The organism is Actinoplanes sp. URMC 104 (genome assembly GCF_051386375.1).
GTDB lineage: Bacteria > Actinomycetota > Actinomycetes > Mycobacteriales > Micromonosporaceae > Actinoplanes.
In genome coordinates this window covers 516,719-531,300 of the sequence record NZ_JBPQTO010000002.1, presented here as the reverse complement: position 1 = coordinate 531,300, position 14,582 = coordinate 516,719, and the positions used below count along the sequence as shown (strand labels likewise).

The window sequence follows — 14,582 nt, the reverse complement described above, 5'->3', positions numbered from 1 at the left end:
AAACACTCGATACGGTCCCGTCACGTTCGTTGACCCAGTGACGCGGATCGATGCAGGCTGGCGGATAACGCACATCTCCTATCTGTGAGAGAGGTTATTCGATGCCTTTCCCCGCCACCGTGCGCTCCCGGGCCGGTGCGGCGCTGCTCGGCGCCGCGACCGCCGCCGCACTGGGCGTCTCCGCGCCGGCCACAGCCGCGCCGGCCGCCACGGACTCCGTGCTCGCCTGGTACGACACGACCGCCGCCGCGATCGCCGCCGGCGGCGCGCCGACCCAGATCACGAACAGCCGCACCTGGGCGGTCGCCTGGCTGGCCGCCGCCCGCGCCCAGACCCGTACGCCCTCGGCCCCCGGCCGGCGGGCCGCGCTCGCCGGTGCGGTGCACCAGGCGCTCGTCACGCTCGTCCCCGGTCAGCGGGCCGCGGCCGACGCCACCCTCGCCGCCGAGCTCGGGTCCTTGCCCGACGGCAAGCCGGTGCGCGACGGCGTGGCCGCGGGTCGTGCGGCGGCGGACCGGCTGCTCACCGAGCGCGCCGGCGACGGCCTCGACCCCGCCTCGGTGAACGCGCCGTTCCCCGTCCCGGCGCCCGCGCCCGGCGTCTGGCAGCCCACGCCGCCGCAGAACGCCGCCGCCACGCAGTACGGCAACCGGCTCGCCCGTCCGTTCGTGCTCCGCTCCGTCGCGCAGTTCCGTCCCCCCGCGCCCCCGGCGGTCGGCTCGCCGCGCTACGCGGCCGACCTGGCGGAGGTCAGGGCGTACGGCTCGGCGACCAGCACGGTCCGCAGCCAGGCGCAGACCGACACCGCCACCTTCTGGCTCGGCTCGTCGCTGACGCTCTACACGCCGATCCTGCGCGCCGGGGTCGCCCAGTCCCGCGGCTCGGTCGCCGAGCGCACCCGGCTCGTCGCCCTGTTCCACGTCGCGGCGGTGGACACCCAGATCGCCACGTCCGACGCCAAGTACGCCTACCAGCGCTGGCGCCCGGTCACCGCGATCCGCGCCGCCGGCGACACCACCTGGCTGCCGCTGCACGACACCCCGGCACACCCCGACTACCCGAGCGGGCACAACACGTACTCCGGCTTCGCCGAGGGCGTGCTCACCGCCCTGACCGGCCCGGTCGCCCGGCCGTACACCATCGGCAGCCCCACCGCGCCCGGCGTGACCCGCACCTACACCGACTGGCACCGCCCCAGCGTGGAGAACGTGGACGCCCGCGTGTGGTCGGGCATCCACACCCGCAGCGCCGACCTGGCCGGCATTCGTCTCGGCCTGGACGTCGCCCGTCACGTGGTCGCCCACCAGCGGGACGTGCTGCGCTGAGCCGACGTTCCGCGCCGGGCCCGCGGTGAACCGCGGGCCCGGCCGGGTGCTCAGCCGGACGAGGCGAGCGGCCGGAACGAGTGCGGGTCCGCCGGGAAGTCCTCGTCCATGAGGATCTCCGAGTCGACCCGGCGGCGCAGGACGGCCAGCAGGAACGCGGCGCAGCCCAGCTCGAAGTGCTCCCACTCGGGGCCGCGGCCCGCGTTGACCACCACCGGCCAGCGGTCCGGCTCGACGCCGGGGGTGACCAGCCAGTAGCAGAACTCGCCGTTCTCGCCGGACGCCCAGGGCAGCAGACGCTGCCCCGGCGTGTCCAGGAAGGGCGGTCGCGGCTCGCTGCCCGACCACAGCAGCTCGAACGCCTCGGCGCGCACCCAGGCCTCGCGCACCATGTCGTACGAGTCGTTGGCGGCGAACGGCGTCAGCAGGTACAGGTAGTCGTCGAACTGGCCGCCGCCGTACGTCTCGACCAGCTCGACGTAGTCGGCGGGCACCTCGGTGCCCAGCCGGGCCGACACCTCGGCCCAGTCGGGCGACGGCCGGTCGCCGCGGGGCGGGGGAGGTACGAGACGCTGCAGCTCGTCGACGTCCGCGCTCATGGGCCCTTCCTGTTCACGATCGTCTGGAAGATCTCGAATCCCTTGTTGCCGTTCGCCCGGATGGTCACGCCCAGCGGGATCGGGTCGGACCCACGATAGATGGGCGTGACCTCGTACTGGACCAGCTCGCCCTTCTCGACGGCTTCGCGGACGCGGCCCTCGATGTCGCGCATGACCGGGGTGTTGGCGTACTGGTACATCGTCACGAAGTTGCGCCGGTCGGTGTTGGAGCCGCCGAGCTGGGCGCCGAGCAGGTGGGACCGGTTGTAGCCCTTGTCCTTCTCCCAGCCGGCCGGGTTGAACGAGGGCTTCTTGGTCTTGCCGCCGAGCATGCTCGGGTCGATCGTGGTGGACATGGCCGTGGCGCGGCCGTGCTCGTCCAGCTCCCCGTAGGGGCAGTTGTGGACGAGGACCGGCGTGCCACCGGCCACCACGTAGAAGGTGTGGATCTCGGCGACGGTCAGGTTGTGGACCGTGGCGGTCGCGGTGTGCGGCCGGACGGCCGAGATCTGCACCCGCGTGCCGGCCGAGGTGCGCAGCCACTGATGCACCGAGAGGTTGCCCGCCTCGACCCACTGGGACAGCGCCGGCACCCAGAACGGGTGGTTGCCGGTGGCCGTGACCGTCGCGGTCCGGTGGCCGCGGCTGCCGTCGACGTCGATGGTGACGTCGACGAGCTTCTTCTCGCCGTAGCCGCGGATGGTGTCGGTGACCGGCTCGCCTGCGGTGCGCCCGGCCACCGGGTCGGTGGCCAGCACCCGGTCGCCGATCCGGACCTGCTCGATGGGTTTCGTGCCGCCGCCGGCCAGCAGCACCCGGGTGCCGGGCAGGAAGCTGTTGCCCTTGCAGCCGCGGCGGGCCAGCAGCTTGAGGTCGGCCAGCTTGTTCTTGGCCGCCTTGATGCCCTCGATGAACTTCTTGGCCTTGGGCAGCAGCTCGGCGAGCTGCTTGACCAGCTTGGCGCCCGAGCCGAGCAGCTTGCCGACCGGGATGAAGTTGACCAGCGTCCACAGGCAGGCGCTGATGTTGCCGTCGACGAAGCAGCCCTTGATGTCGTCGAGCCCCAGCAGGCTCAGCACCAGGTCGCCGGCGTTGGCCTTGATGAAGTCGAGGATGTTCTGGTCGCCCTCGGCCTTCATCTGCTTGTAGAGCTCCTGATCCTCGGGGCTCAGCCCGGCCAGGATCTCCTGCTCCTCCTCGGGCGTGGTCGGGTCGCCGTCGAGGCTCTCGGCCATCTCCTTCTCGGCGCGGGCCCGCTCGGCCGCCTCGGTGCGCTCGTACGCCTGCTGGGCCTCGGCCGCCTCCTGGAACGCGGTGGCGGCGGCCACCTTGGCGTCGTCGGCGTACTTCTGGGCCTGGTCGGCGCTGGTCCGGGCGGCCGCGGCGTCGGCCTCGGCGCTGTCGGCCGACTTGCGGGCGGCCGCGGCGTCGGCCTCGGCCGCGCTGGCCGCGCTGTTGGCCGCGTCGGCGTCCTTCTGCGCCGCCTCGGCGCTGCGGCCCGCGATGGCCGCGTCGTTGGCTGCCTCGTTCGCGGCCTGCCGCGCGGCGGCGGCGTCCGCCCTGGCCTGCTCGTCGGCCTTGGCCGCGTTGGCCGCCGCGGTGCGGGCCGCGGCGCCGTCCGCCGCCGCCTGCGCGGCGGCCTTCTTGGCCTCGGCGGCCGACTTGGCCGCGGCCGACGCGGACGAGGCGGCCTGGGCGGCCGCGTCGTAGGCCGGCTTGACCTGGTCGTTGGCCCGGTCGGCGGCGTCCTGGGCCTTCTGCGCGGCGAGCAGCGCCTCGGCGGCGCGCTGCTCGGCCGCCGCGGCCTGCTCCTCGCCGATGGTCTTGGCCTGCTCGGCCACCTGCGCCACGAAGTCCGCGTCGATGTCGGACCCGGTGAACGGGGAGACCATGCCCAGCGCGTCGTTGGCCGGCTCGGCCAGGCCGGAGGCCGACTGCCGGGCCGCCGCCGCGGCGGTCACCGCGATCTCGGCCTGGGCCGCCGCGGCCACCGCCTCGGTGGTGGCCGCCAGCGCCTCGTCGCGGGTGCGGTTGGCCGCCCACAGCGACTCCACGGCCTCGTCGGCGGCCTGCTCGGCGAGCCGCACCGCGGCCCTGGCCGCCTCCGCCGCCTTGATCTCCTGACGGGTCGCCTCGGCCGCCCGGGCCTCGGCCCGCATCCGGGCGGAGTGGGCCGCCCGGGCGTCGGCCTCGGCCGCGTCGGCGGCCGCGTCCGCGCGGGCGGCGGCGGCCTGGGCCTGCTCGGCCGCGGCCCACGCCCGCTCGGCGGCCTGGTCGGCCTGGTTGGCGGCGGCGCGGGCGTTGGCCGCCGCGCCGGTGGCCTGGTTGGCCGAGGCCCGCGCCGACCGGGCGGCGGTGCCGGCCACACCGGCGTCGCGGTCGGCCTCGTCGGCCTGCCGCTGGGCCTCGTCGCGTTCCGCCCCGCTGGCCTGCGCGGCGGCGTTGGCGCGCAGCGCGGCCGCCTTCGCCTTGGCGGTCTGCTCGTCGCGTTCGGCCTGCAGCGCCGAGTCGCGCGCCTCGCCGGCCAGGTTCTCCTGGTCCCACGCCCGGTCGCGGGCGGCGTTGGCGGCGCCGGCGGCCGCGTCGGACCGCTGGCGGGCGCCGGCCGCGATCGCGGCCTGGGCGTCGGCGTTGCCGCGGGCCGAGCGGGCCACCGCGGCCTGCTCCTCGGCCCGCTGCCGGGCCGCGGCGGCGTTCGCCCGCTCCCGCTCGGCCACGATCCGGGCCTGGCGGGCGTTCTCGGCCTCGGCCTCGGCGGTCTGCCGGTGCTGGCGCGCCCGCGCGGCGGCGGCCTCCGCCTTGGCCTCGGCGGCCTCGGCCTGCTGACGAGCCACCTTGGTGCGCGCGGCGGCGGTCTTGGCGGCGGCGGCCTGGCGCTCGGCCGCGGCGGCGAGCTTCTTGGCGGTCGCGGCGTGCTCCTGCGCCAGCTTGCGCCACTGCTCGGCCTGCTTGGCGTGCGCCTCGGCCTGGGCCTGGGCGCCCTGCGCGTTGTTCGTGGCGATCGTGGCATCCACGGCACTGGCCGCCGTCGTCGAGGCGCCCACCGCGGCCGCGGCGGCCTCGCTCATCCCGTCGACGATCAGCGACCACTCGGCCCCGTAGGTGAGGCCGGTGTCGATCAGGTCGTTGGAGGCCGTGTCGGCGATCGCCGCCGAGGTCCGGGCCTGCTCGGCGGCCTGCCGGGCGGCGAGCACCTGGTTGGCGGTCTGCGCCTTCGCGGCGTTCAGCTCGGCGGTCTTGCTCGCCGCCGTGCCGGCCCCGGCGAGCACCCGCTCGGCGTGCCGGGCGGCGTTGGCCGCGCCGCCCATCGCGTTGGCCGACCGCTGCAGCGCCCGGACCGCCTCGCCGTGCGCGGCAAGCATCCGGGTCCGCGCCTCCGAGGCCCGCTTGGCCCGCTGCGCCAGCTCGGAGAGGTCCTCGGCGGCCTTGTTGCGGGCCTCGAGATCCTTGAGGTACTGCTCGCGCGCCGCGGCGTCGGCCTTGGCGGCGGCCAGGTAGCCGGTGCTCCAGAAGGCGGCCACCGCGGCGTCGTCGCCGGCCAGTGCCTGCTCGGCGGCGGCCTTGAGCTGGGATCCGGCGGCCGCGCCGGCGACCAGCACCCGCAGCCGGTCGCGCAGCTGGGTGGCCCGTTCCTGGGCGTTCGCGGCGATCTTCTGGTCGCGGGCCCGGGCGACGTCGGCGCCGTAGGCCAGGAACGCCTCGCGGTCGCCGTCGGTGCCCTTGAGCACCCGCTGCACCTCGTCGTTGAAGTACTGGCCGCCGGTGCCGGCCATCGCCTTGATCTTGGCGAGGTTGTCCGCGGCCTCCTGCTTCTTGCGCGCGTCGACCTGCTTCTCGAGCTGCGGCTTGGTGACCGTCGCGAACTGCAGGACCGCCTTGGGGTCGCCGGTCGCCAGCGCGGCCAGCGCCGCGTCGCGGACCTCCTGATAGGGCGACAGCTCGGCGACGTCGGAGACGGCCTTGCGCCACCGCTCGTTCGACGTGTCGATGCCGGTCTTGCCGTCCCAGGTCCCGGTGACCAGCGGCGGGACCGGAACCGGGTCGTCCTCGGCGAGCAGCACGCGGCCCGGCGCCCGCGGCGGCGCCGCCGAGGCGGGCGGCGCGTGCAGTCCCGTGCCGACCAGCAGCGCGGCCAGCGAAGCCAGCAGAAGTCTCCGCAGCAGGGCAGCAGGCACCCGTCTACGCATATGCATTTGTCCATCCCCCGTGTGCGTCTCCGCGCCCCCGCGGCCGAAAGGCCGTGACGCGGCAGGCGACATTCAAACATGCACACCAGGCGATGTTCTAGGCGATCACCCTTCGAAATCCGTCGATCCAGACGGACGGGTCAGCGCTTCGTGCAGACCGGGACCGACTTGGCGATGTTGGCGCTCGAGTACGCCACCGACACCGTGAAGCAGTAGTCCAGGCTCTCGTTGAGGCCGTACACCACGTAGTCGCTGCTGCCCGCCGGGAGCTGCTGGAACACCCGCTGCGGCTGACCGACACGACCGCCGGAGATGAGGATCGGGCCCTCGGAGTTGCGGGGGTAGGTCCACTGCAGGGTGACGCTCTCGCGGCTGTCGCGCAGCCGCAGAGCGGTCGGCGCGCCGGGAGCGGCGGTCGGCGGGCGGGTGGTGGGCGTGGCCGAGGCGGCGGGCGCGGAGGTCGCGGAGGCGGGGGCGGACGCGGCCGGGGCGGTGGTCGCGGGAGCAGCGGCGGGGCCCTCCGCGCCGTCGGCGTCGGGCAGGGTCAGCGCGACCACCGCCACGGCGGCGGCCACGCCCGCGACGAGCACGCCGGCGATCAGGAACGGCTGGCGGCGGCGGGGAGCGGCAACGGGCTCCCGCCGTACGGGAAGGGTGTTGGGCGGCGGCGTGTAGGTGCTGACCGGGGCGGAGCCCACGGGCTGCGGACGGCCGTCCGGGCCGTAGTCGGGGGCGCGCATGCCGGGCATCGGCGGCGGGGTGTCGGCGCGGGCGTGCCGGCCCGCCAGGTCGCCGGGGGACTGGTGCACGTCGGCCAGATAGAGCGGCTGCTGGTAGACCGTGCCGTTGGGGTCGGTCGGGCGGTTGTCGGCGGGGATCTCCCCGGTGTCGGTGTCCGCCTCGGGGTCGGGCACCGTAGGGCGCCGGGGAAAGGGCACCGGGCGTACGCCGGGAGCGCCCACCGCGGTGACGCCCGGCGCGTCGGCGGGGCCGCGGGACTGCTCGACGCGGCCGCACACGTGCTTGCCGGAGGCGGGGGCCGAGGCGAGCGTGGTCACCTGGCGGACGAGCGGGTGGTCGAAGGGCAGGTAGCGGGCGCACAGCTCCTGGGCCTTGCCCAGGTGCTCGCGGGACTCGGCGTCCCGGCCGCACTCGCGCTCCATGGCGCCCAGCCGGGCCAGCATCTTGATGCCGGCGGGGGCGGCGTCGCCGTGCACGCGGCTGTGGCGCTGCCACGCGGCCGTGAGGCGGGAGCGGGCGGCGGTGCAGTAGCCGGCCGAGTGCTCGGCGGTGGCGAGGTCGGCCTCCGCGGCCAGCACGCGCGGGGAGTCGGCGCCCTCGAGGCCGGTGAGGTCGCGGACGAGCCGGCGGTAGACCTCGGCGGCGCGCGAGAAGTGGCCGACGCGCTGCAGCACGGCAGCGTGGGTGGCCGCGGCGGCGATCGTGCGGTCGTGGTGCGGGCCGTGCAGGTGCTCCTCGGCGGCCTGCGCGTACTCGGCCCAGCGGCGGGCGCCGGGGGCGTCGCCCAGCGCGATCAGGATGCGGGCGTGCAGGGCGGCGGCGAGCGCGAGGTCGGGGGTGGCCTGACTGGGGTCGGCCGCGTCGGCGGGATCGAGCACGGTGGCCAGCACGCGCCGGGCGCCCGCGAGGTCGCCCGCAGACGTCAGGGTCTGCGCGCGGGCGGTCAGCTCGGCGAGCGGGGGAGGGGCCACGTTTCCCATAGTGCTCATGTGACCACTGTAGGTACAAGGGCAATGTTGCGAACGACTCGCGAGGCGGACACTGTAGAACTCGTACATGACCTCCTCCGCGATCGCTTCCGTCAAGCGGGAACTGCTGGTCCGTCACCTCGAGGCGTGGGCGCCCGCGGCGCTGCACCGTGCCCGCCGGGTGATCTACGCGCACGGCTACGCGGACGCGGACGGCGGGGCGTCGGCCGAGGCCGCGATGCGGGTGCTGGCGGAGCAGAGCGATCTCGTCCGCGGCCGGGAGCTCACGATGGTGGCCACCGGCGACGACGTGGCGGAGATCGGTGGACGGCTCGAGGGCATCGCCGCGGGGGCGGGGCTCTTCGTCCACACGATCTCGGGCGGGACGGACGCGCGGCTGCCGGTCGGGCTCAAGGCGATCGGCGCGACCCGCGTACCGCTGCTGGGTTTTCTCGATGCGGCCGGCGCGGCTCAGCCGCCCGCTCCGGCCACAGTGGCCGCCCTGACCGCGGGAAAGCCGGCCGAGATGCTGCTGGTGCTGCCGCCCGGCTCGGCGGCCGACCCGTACCGGCCGGGGTGGCCGCTGTTCACCCGGGTCGAGCTGGCCGACTCGGACGAGCCGGGCGAGCTGCTGGTGTTCGGCGCGACGGCCGGCAAGAGCCTCGAGGGCTTCAAGGAGGCGCTGTGGGCGGTCGACGAGTTCGCGGGCGTCCGCTACCGCGACCCCGGCGACCCGGACCGGCACCTGATCGACATCTCGCTCACCCCGCACCCGGGCCCGCTGCGGCGTGAGCTGCTCGCGCATCTCGGGCGCGTAGGCGAGGCGACGGTGACCGAGCTACGGACGTTCGCCCTCACCGAGACGGTCTACCGGGCGGCGGACGCCACGCGGGTGCTGCACGCGCTCGTCGACGCGGGAACGGTCACCCGCCGGCCCGCGCACGGCCGGCTCGGCGGGGACGTCGTCATCTCCGCTTAGCGGGCGCGGCTCTTGTCCTGCTTCCACGACAGCGGGCCGGGCAGGTCCACGCGGTGCGCCCGGGTCTTCGAATTCCACGACCAGCGGCCGATCTTGATGCTCCACGACGAGAAGCCGTTCTCGGTGAAGTTGAGGATCAGCGGGCCGAACTTCTTGCGGCTGCGGAACACCAGGCCCATCGGTACGTCCCTCCAGGGTTCGTCGGATGGGCGAACGATTCCCGATCAAGGAAATCGGCAAACGTCAGCGCGGCTGCCACGCGTCGGGGCGTGTCGTCAGCTTGCGGACGTGCGCCGGCATCCGCCCGCTGAGCAGGTCGGCGAGGTTGACCTCGTCGACCACCTCGCGCACGGCGGCACGCACCGCGACCCAGAGGTTGGGCAGGTTCTCGGCGGCGCCGCTGTACTGCGTCTCCTCGGGGCGCAGGCCACGCACGCCGGCGAGCGGCCCGTCGACCGCGCGCAGGATCTGCCCGATCGTCACGTCGCGAGGGGACTGTGACAGCGTGTAACCGCCCTCGGCGCCCCGCTGCGCCCGGACGACGCCCGCACGGCGCAGGTCGGCGAGCACCGCCTCGAGGAACTTGCGGGGCATGTCCTGATCCTGGGCGATGGCCTGGGCCGACATCAAAGCCGGGTAGGCCCTTGCCAAGCTGAGGGCCGCCCGGACCGCGTAGTCGCCGCGCGCGGAGATCTGCACCCATTCATCATGCCCCCTCGGCGCCACTGTGCCGCACATACCCCAGGGGTTTATGGGAATTACGCTCAGTCAGATGATCGTCGCTGTGCGGGAATGACGCCGCGGGGCTCGTCGACGGCCTCGGCGCGGAACTGGCCGGGGCTCATCCCGACCTCGCGGTGGAAGAACCGGCCGAAGTTCGTCGGCTCGGGAAAGCCCAGGTGGCGGCCCACCTCGGCGACCGACAGCGGGGTGCAGGCGAGCAGTCGCCGCGCCTCGAGCGCGACCCGGTCGTCGACCACCTGTTTGGCGGTGCGCCCGGTGACCGTCAGGCAGGCCCGGGTCAGCGTGCGCACCGAGCAGCCCAGTTCCTCGGCGTAGTCCTCGACGCGCCGGCTGTGCGGATGACCGGCCTCGAGCAGCCCGCGGAACCGGGTGTACGTGCGGCTCTCGGGCCCCGGCGGCTCGCCCGCGATCAGCAGGGCCAGCCGCAGCTGGAGCACGCGCAGCTCGTTGCGCAGCAGCTCGGCGACGACCGGGCCGGGCGGATGCCGGTCGCAGTCGACCGCGAGCTGGGTGAACTCGTTGATGACCGCGTCCTCGTCCTCGCCGCGCAGCTGCCAGCGGTTGTGCGGGACGCCCTCGTCGGCGCCGGCGTCGGCGAGCCGCGGGTCGAAGGTGACCACCGACGCGATCAGCCCGTTGCGGCCCACCCGCAGCGCCTGGCCCGGGCGGATCCACAGCAGGGTGCCCGGCCGGCAGGTGTGCCCGAAGAAGTCGACCTCGACCGTGCCGTGCCCGGCGGTGGCCAGAACCAGCACGTGGTAGGGCAGCCGGATCGGTGGCTGGGCGGTGCTCGCGTCCAGCACGCAGGTGCCCACGCCCGCCCAGCCGGGCGGTCGGAACGTGGTCGCGGCCTCGCGCCGCGTCGCTGCAGTGGACATCGCGCCACGACGGTATCCGTCCATGACCAGCGATGCACGGGGTAAAACACAGCTCGGGGGAATGGGCATCCTGGACCGGCATTTCTGAGCTGATTGTCCGGTTACCATTGTTCTGTGCGTTATATACAAAGACGACCCGTGCGGACCGGCAGTGTCCGCGCGGGTCGTCCCCGACGCATTTCGCGGGTTATCGGCCGGCCAGCAGCCGATTCACCGCCGCATCGACGTCCAGGTGCTCGGATTCCCGGCCGCGGGGCACCACCACGTAGGTGCGCCGCAGGAATCGGACGAGGACGCTGCGAGGCACCTCGAACAGGGCGTTGCCGTCGGGTGACGACAGCGCCAGGGCCACGAAGTCGCCCCGCGGCGTGGCCCACGGCCACACCCGGACGTCCCCGATGCCCGCGGGCTCATCGAGCCCGGTCACGAGCAGTTCCCGCGCGAAGGACCAGCTCACGGCTTCCCCACCGGCTGATTCTGCGTGGAACAACACGTGGACCGCGTAAGGGTCGGCTGGGTCGTAGCGCAGGCTGGCGCGCACGGGCAGGGCCGTGGCGTCAGGTGCTACGAGCCGCAGCGAGGTCTCGACCTCGACGGTCGTTGGACGAATGGTACTCATGGACGAACTCCCCCCGGCACCGCTGCGAGGCTGGTGAACCCCGCGTTTCCCATACTCAGGTGATCCCTGTCGTTACGCTCCGCCATACGCTGATCTCACCCAGTAGTGGGAAGACGGTTCCGAAAACCCTTTCGCACAAGACGTAAAGCGATATCTTGTCCTGTTCTGCCCAAGTACTCGGTTCCGCCCGGCGTCGGGTGGTCCAGCAGTTGACTTACTCCGGTAACGTCCATTTCTCCCGGGTGGTGACGGGGACCCGGGACACTGGGGGATGAAATGACAGCGAAACAGGACCACGACCGGTCGCCGGTGGGTGTGCTGGACAGGATCCGGGGCAACCCCACAGGGCGTCTTGCCCTGAAAATCTCCGTGGCCACCCTCGGCGCCGTCGTCGTCGCCGTGGGCATCGTGCTCATCCCGTTCCCCGGGCCCGGATGGGCCATCGTCATCGCCGGCCTGGCGATCTGGGCCATCGAGTTCGCGTGGGCCAGGCACCTGCTCGAGTTCACCAAGAAGCACGTGCTCGCCTGGACCCACTGGATCGCCCGCCAGTCGTGGCCCGTCAAGGCCGTGGTCGGGCTCGTCTGCTTCGTGTTCGTGAGCGCGATCGTCTACTTCTCCGTGCGCCTCAGCTTCGGCATCGACCTGATCGAGAAGGCGCGCGACATCCTGGCGTGACCCCCTGTTGGCTCCACGGGGTCGCGGTCTAGTACAGTCAGTCTCCGTTGAGGGCGATTAGCTCAGCGGGAGAGCGCTCCGTTCACACCGGAGAGGTCACTGGTTCGATCCCAGTATCGCCCACGAGTCTGGGGCTGGATCCTGCTCGCGGAAAGCGCGAGCCGGCCAGCCTCGTTCCTTTTGCGCGACTTCGTCGCGCGAGCGGGGGCTACGCCACCCGCACCCCCTCTGCCGGTCGGTTGCGGGCCGGGGCGTTCCATCGGTTGCGCATACTGCACAAGGAGCGCACAGGGTGGGGACAGGTGGGGCAACGGAAGCGTTTCTAGCTTCGACTGCATGAAACCCTTCGAATCGATCCTCAACCGGCCGGTGACGCGCCGGAACCTTCTGGCGGCGATACCGGCGGCGGCCGCACTGGTCGGCGTGGGAGCGTGTGCCTCGTCGAGCTCGGGCGGCTCGTCGGGCTCCAGCGCAAGCGCGTCGGCGTCGGGCGCGACGGCGACGGCGACGGGCACGGCGAAGGCGGGCGGCGTTGCGGCGCTCGCGCAGGCGTTTCACAAGACGCTCGACAGTGACCAGCAGAGCGCGGTCCTGCTCGACTACAGCCTCGACAAGGCGAAGCTGTGGTCGAACCTGCCGCAGGCCCTCCTCGGGCGCGGCGGGCCGGGCGGGAGCACCGGCGCGCGGGTCGGGCTCAGCGTCGGTGACCTGGACGACGACCAGCTCGCGGCGCTCAACGCGCTGCTCAAGGCGGCGAGTGGATCCGGGTCGGGCACCGGCTACGACGGGCTCGAGCAGCAGCTGAACGCCGACGACTACCTCGCGGCCAACGGCGGCGGCGACGCCTACGGCCGGGCCAACTACTACGTCGCCATCCTCGGCAGCCCGCAGGACTCCGGCACGTGGGAGCTGCAGTTCGGCGGCCACCACCTCGCCGTCGCCAACACGTACACCGACGGGGTGCTGGCCGGCGCCACGCCGTCGTTCCGCGGCGTCGAGCCGAACGGGGAGTTCCAGCAGAACGGCCGCACCAACCAGCCGATGAAGGCCAAACAGGACGCCCTGGCCGCGCTGCTGGCCGGCCTCTCCGCCGCTCAGCTCGCCTCCGCGAAGCTCGGCGACACCTACTCCGACCTCGTCCTCGGGCCGGGCAAGGACTGGGCGTTCCCCACCGACCGCCAGGGTGTGCGGCTCTCCGGTGCGACCGCGGCGCAGAAGAAGCTGGCGCTCGCGGCCATCGCCTCGTACGTCGACGACATCTCCGACGCCGAGGCCGCCAAGATCCTTTCCCGGTACGAGTCCGAGCTGGACGACACGTACGTCGCGTACTCCGGCACGACGGCTCTCACCGAGCGCAACGACTACGTCCGCATCGACGGCCCGTCGGTGTGGGTCGAGTTCTCCATGCAGAACGGCATCGTGCTCTCCGGCAACCACCCGCACTCGGTGTGGCGCGACCGGACGACCGACTACGGCGGGACCAAGAGCTGATGCGGCGGCGCGTGACCCGCCGGATCCTGCTGACGTTCCTGTTCGTGGTCGCCGCGCTGGCCTTCTCGGCGTCGGCGGCGTCGGCTCACGTCGTCCCCGGCTCGACCCTCCGGCTCGACCGTGGTGACGCCGGCGTCGAGGCGGTCGTCTCGATCCCCGTGTCCGACGTCGAGTCGGCCACCGGCCTCGACCTGGGCGACGGGTCGCAGGCCGCCGTCACCGCGCAGCGGTCGGCCGTCACCTCGTACCTGCTCGCCCATTTCGTCCCGACCAGTGACGACGGTACGGCGTGGACGGTCACGCCGGCCGGCTTCACCGTCACCACGGCGGGTGACTCCTCGACCGGTACGTATCAAGCCCTCACCGCGACCTTCGAGCTCACCCCGGCCGCCGGCGAGAGCCTGACCGAGTTCAACCTCGGCTACGACGCCATCGTGGACAAGGTCGCCACCCATACGGTGATCGTCACCGCCGTCTCGGGGGAGCAGGGCGACGCCCGGCGGGAGGTCACCTCGGTCGGCGTCGTCAAGCGCGACACGGTCACCGGCGACATCGGCACCGTCCACGTCGACCTGGCTTCCGGCGGCGGCTACCGCGGGTTCGCCGGCATGGTCGCCCTCGGCATGGAACACATCGCGGAGGGCACGGACCACCAGCTGTTCCTGCTGACCATCCTGCTTCCCACGCCGCTGCTCGCCCTGCGGCGCCGATGGTCCGCGGCCGTGCCCGCGCGGACGGCGATCCGCCGGATCGGCTCGGTCACGCTGGCCTTCACCGCCGGGCACTCGATCACGCTGGCGTTGGGGGCGCTCGGTGTTCCGGTTCCGGCGGCGCCGATCGAGGCGCTGATCGCGGTCAGCATCCTGGTGGCCGCGGCCCACGCCGTACGCCCTCTGTTCGCCGGCCGCGAGGCCCTGGTCGCCGGCGGCTTCGGGCTCATCCACGGTCTCGCCTTCTCCGAGACGCTGCGCGACCTGAACCTGAGCGGATACCGGCTCGTGACGTCGCTGCTCGGGTTCAACGTCGGCATCGAGCTCATGCAGCTCGTCGTCGTCGCGCTCGTGCTGCCCCCGCTGGTGCTGCTCGCCCGGTCCGGCCGCTACCGGGGCATCCGGCTGATGGCGGCCGCGCTGACCGGCGTTGCCGCCGTCGGCTGGCTCGCCGACCGCGTCGGCCTACCCAACGTCATCGCCACCGCGGCCGACCAGCTCGGCGCGGTGGCCCTTCCGCTCGTGGCCGTGCTGTGGCTCGCCGGCTTCGGCCCGGCATGCGTCAGCCCCCGCTCGATCGCGAGGGCTGAGCGCGGGAAGCCGGCTACGGAGTGACCCAGGCGGTGCAGTAGATGTCCGAGGTCTCGGCAGGCCGGAGTACCC

Annotated in this window: 12 protein-coding genes and 1 tRNA gene; 6 read left to right on the top strand and 7 right to left on the bottom strand. The window is 73.5% G+C overall.

The features are described 5' to 3' along the window. Positions 1 to 101 precede the first annotated feature (101 nt). Positions 102 to 1,325, top strand: coding sequence for a vanadium-dependent haloperoxidase (locus tag ACSNN8_RS03410; protein ID WP_436646908.1), 1,224 nt, complete (start codon positions 102 to 104; stop codon positions 1,323 to 1,325). A gap of 50 nt (positions 1,326 to 1,375) precedes the next feature. On the opposite strand, the gene ACSNN8_RS03405 is transcribed toward ACSNN8_RS03410, so the two are convergent. The 3 genes from ACSNN8_RS03405 to ACSNN8_RS03395 all read right to left on the bottom strand — a co-directional run bounded on the left by ACSNN8_RS03405 (position 1,376) and on the right by ACSNN8_RS03395 (position 7,841). Beyond that, on the bottom strand, positions 1,376 to 1,924 hold the full coding sequence (locus ACSNN8_RS03405) for an SMI1/KNR4 family protein (protein ID WP_436646907.1): 549 nt from the start codon (positions 1,922 to 1,924) through the stop codon (positions 1,376 to 1,378). Further along, entirely contained in the window at positions 1,921 to 6,099 is a 4,179-nt protein-coding gene (locus tag ACSNN8_RS03400; protein WP_436646906.1) for a DNA/RNA non-specific endonuclease, read from the bottom strand. Before ACSNN8_RS03400 ends, ACSNN8_RS03405 begins: the two co-directional genes overlap by 4 nt. Before the next feature lie 152 nt (positions 6,100 to 6,251). After that, positions 6,252 to 7,841 carry a fibronectin type III domain-containing protein gene (locus ACSNN8_RS03395; RefSeq protein WP_436646905.1) on the bottom strand — a complete coding sequence of 530 codons (1,590 nt, stop codon included), beginning with the start codon at positions 7,839 to 7,841 and terminating at the stop codon, positions 6,252 to 6,254. Between the two features lie 67 nt (positions 7,842 to 7,908). Here ACSNN8_RS03395 and ACSNN8_RS03390 point away from each other — a divergent pair, with 67 nt between their 5' ends. Beyond that, a complete protein-coding gene (locus ACSNN8_RS03390; protein ID WP_436646904.1) occupies positions 7,909 to 8,799 on the top strand; it encodes a hypothetical protein in 891 nt (296 codons plus the stop codon). Here the strand turns inward: ACSNN8_RS03390 and ACSNN8_RS03385 are convergent. The 4 genes from ACSNN8_RS03385 to ACSNN8_RS03370 form a co-directional block, all read right to left on the bottom strand. Next, on the bottom strand, positions 8,796 to 8,978 hold the full coding sequence (locus ACSNN8_RS03385) for a DUF4236 domain-containing protein (protein ID WP_436646903.1): 183 nt from the start codon (positions 8,976 to 8,978) through the stop codon (positions 8,796 to 8,798). The genes ACSNN8_RS03390 and ACSNN8_RS03385 overlap by 4 nt on opposite strands. A 64-nt stretch (positions 8,979 to 9,042) precedes the next feature. Next, complete coding sequence (locus ACSNN8_RS03380) at positions 9,043 to 9,498, bottom strand: RrF2 family transcriptional regulator (protein WP_436646902.1); 456 nt, start codon at positions 9,496 to 9,498, stop codon at positions 9,043 to 9,045. A gap of 65 nt (positions 9,499 to 9,563) precedes the next feature. After that, complete coding sequence (locus tag ACSNN8_RS03375; RefSeq protein WP_436646901.1) at positions 9,564 to 10,421, bottom strand: helix-turn-helix domain-containing protein; 858 nt, start codon at positions 10,419 to 10,421, stop codon at positions 9,564 to 9,566. A gap of 187 nt (positions 10,422 to 10,608) precedes the next feature. Further along, positions 10,609 to 11,040, bottom strand: a complete 432-nt coding sequence (locus tag ACSNN8_RS03370; RefSeq protein ID WP_020514863.1) for an SsgA family sporulation/cell division regulator — start codon at positions 11,038 to 11,040, stop codon at positions 10,609 to 10,611. A gap of 276 nt (positions 11,041 to 11,316) precedes the next feature. On the opposite strand from ACSNN8_RS03370, the gene ACSNN8_RS03365 reads away from it, so the two are divergent. The 4 genes from ACSNN8_RS03365 (at position 11,317) to ACSNN8_RS03350 (ending at position 14,534) form a co-directional block, all read left to right on the top strand. Beyond that, positions 11,317 to 11,718 (top strand): TIGR02611 family protein, encoded by a 402-nt coding sequence (locus ACSNN8_RS03365; protein ID WP_436646900.1) that lies wholly within the window; start codon positions 11,317 to 11,319, stop codon positions 11,716 to 11,718. 51 nt (positions 11,719 to 11,769) lie between these two features. Beyond that, positions 11,770 to 11,841, top strand: a tRNA-Val gene (locus tag ACSNN8_RS03360). Positions 11,842 to 12,054: 213 nt separating this feature from the next. Further along, positions 12,055 to 13,209 carry a DUF3500 domain-containing protein gene (locus ACSNN8_RS03355; RefSeq protein WP_436646899.1) on the top strand — a complete coding sequence of 385 codons (1,155 nt, stop codon included), beginning with the start codon at positions 12,055 to 12,057 and terminating at the stop codon, positions 13,207 to 13,209. Further along, the gene (locus ACSNN8_RS03350; protein WP_436646898.1) at positions 13,209 to 14,534 is read left to right on the top strand and encodes a HupE/UreJ family protein; all 1,326 of its coding nucleotides are present in this window, start codon (positions 13,209 to 13,211) and stop codon (positions 14,532 to 14,534) included. Before ACSNN8_RS03355 ends, ACSNN8_RS03350 begins: the two co-directional genes overlap by 1 nt. Positions 14,535 to 14,582: the final 48 nt, after the last annotated feature.